General features: G+C 63.0%; 2 protein-coding genes. Both read left to right on the plus strand.

All coding sequences use genetic code 11. The annotated features are described in order from the left end of the window. Positions 1–82 precede the first annotated feature (82 nt). Positions 83–1,435: an ISNCY family transposase gene (locus G0Q01_RS24555; RefSeq protein WP_164213944.1), complete on the plus strand. Its 1,353-nt coding sequence runs from the start codon at positions 83–85 to the stop codon at positions 1,433–1,435. A 73-nt stretch (positions 1,436–1,508) separates the two neighbouring features. Further along, positions 1,509–1,781: a hypothetical protein gene (locus G0Q01_RS24560; RefSeq protein WP_164213945.1), complete on the plus strand. Its 273-nt coding sequence runs from the start codon at positions 1,509–1,511 to the stop codon at positions 1,779–1,781. Positions 1,782–1,901 lie beyond the last annotated feature (120 nt).

Consider the following 1,901-nt stretch of genomic DNA (forward strand, 5'->3'; position numbering starts at 1 on the left):
TGTAAGCGCCAAGTTAGAATGTCTCACATGAGCAAAGCTGAAGTGTCACACTCCCCTGAATGGGCAGGATTGGAGTGCGGCCGTGGGATTGGTGGTCATGAGCGAGCGCGAGCTGAACCGGATCGAAGTCCTGAGTGATGTGGTGCAAGGCCGGATGTCTGCGGTGGCGGCAGCCTCGGTCTTGGGCCTGAGCCGAAGGCAGGTTCACCGGCTTCTGAAGACGTTCCAGGCCGATGGTCCGGCGGCGATCCGGCACAAGGCCCGCGGACGTCCGTCCAACAACCGGATCGATCCCGCGGTGCGTGAGTTTGCGCTGACGCTGATCCGTGAGCGCTACGCCGACTTTGGGCCCACGTTCGCAGCCGAGAAGCTGGCGGAAGACCATGGCCTGAAGGTGTCGCGGGAGACCTTGCGCAAATGGATGCAGGATGCCGGCATCTGGCTGTCGCGCAAGCAGCGCAGAACGTTTCATCAGCCGCGCCGGCGCCGGGACTGCTATGGCGAGCTCGTGCAGATAGACGGCTCTGATCACGCCTGGTTCGAGGAACGTGGTCCGGCCTGCACGTTGCTGGCCTTTGTCGACGACGCCACGAGCACGCTGATGCACCTGGAGTTTGTAGCCTCTGAGAGCACCTTCAGCTATTTCGGCGCGCTCGAGCGGTATCTCGCGGCGCACGGCCGGCCCGTGGCCTTCTATTCCGACAAGCACTCGGTGTTCCGTGTCGCCAAGCAAGGGGCGAAGTCGGGCCATGGCATGACCCAGTTCGGTCGGGCGCTGAACGATCTGAACATCGAGATCCTCTGTGCAAACAGCAGCCAGGCAAAGGGCCGCGTCGAGCGCGCGAACCGTACCCTGCAGGATCGGCTGGTGAAGGAACTACGGCTGGCGGGCGTCTGCGACATGGCAGCCGGCAACGCGATCCTGCCAAGGTTCTTGGCGCGCCATAATGCGAAGTTCGCCAAGGCGCCGCTACGGGCCGACAACCTGCACCGGCCCCTGAACATGGAACCGGAGCGTCTGCGAGAGATCCTGTGCTTCCGCGATGAGCGCTATGTCACCAGGCAACTGGCCTTCTCCTATGAGCGGCAGCGCATCATCCTTGCGGAGAACGACATCACGCGCGCACTGCCTGGCAAGTATGTCGACACCTACGAGTTCCCCGATGGCCGGTTCGAGGTCCGCTGGAAAGGCGTGTCGCTGCCCTACTCTGTGTTCGACAAAGACCAGCGTGTCAGCCATGCCGCGATCACCGAGAACAAGCATCTGAGCGCGGTGCTGGAGTACATCAAGGCCGAGCAGGACAAGGCGCCTCCGAAGAAGCGGCGGGCCGGCAAGCAGCGGACCCGCTACGAGCCGACAGGTCGCCGCAACGACGGCTGGAACTCGCTGGCAGCGCGCCAGGCAAAGGCGCGGGCCGCAGCACCCCCGGAATGACGCTGTCGCCGCGTCGCCGCGATGCTAACCTCCGCCGCGAGCGAGTGAGTGAGCGAATGACCGAGGCAGGCACATGGCAGGCAACACAGAGCCGGAGATCATCTTCTCGAACCTGACGCAGGACGTGGTGATCGACGGCCACCGATTCACCGTGGAGATTTACCGAACCTCAGACGATCCGTCGTGGATCCTGTCGGTGGAGAACGCCTTCGGGACGCTGACGATCTTGGACAACCCTCCATATTTTGCCGACGGCCTTGCCTGGCGGGCCTTCGAGAAGCTCCTCGATGAGAAAGGTCTCCGGGCCTTCTACAGCGCAAAGGAGCGCCGCAAGCTCCGGCTCTGAACGCATGGCCGATCAGGGCTGCGATATGTGGGGTCTCCGCCCTGCCCGGCCATGCTTCTCCACTCTCGGTGAGACATTTCTGCTTTGCGCAGCCGAGGACATTTCAACTTGGTTGCAACA

Origin of the sequence: Salipiger sp. PrR007 (genome assembly GCF_010499845.1) — a bacterium.
GTDB classification, from domain to species: domain Bacteria; phylum Pseudomonadota; class Alphaproteobacteria; order Rhodobacterales; family Rhodobacteraceae; genus Salipiger; species Salipiger pacificus_A.

What these genes read in the sequence shown, in the direction of transcription:
- G0Q01_RS24560 (WP_164213945.1), top strand. Translation starts at nt 1,509, where the DNA reads ATGGCAGGCAACACAGAGCCGGAGATCATCTTCTCGAACCTGACGCAG.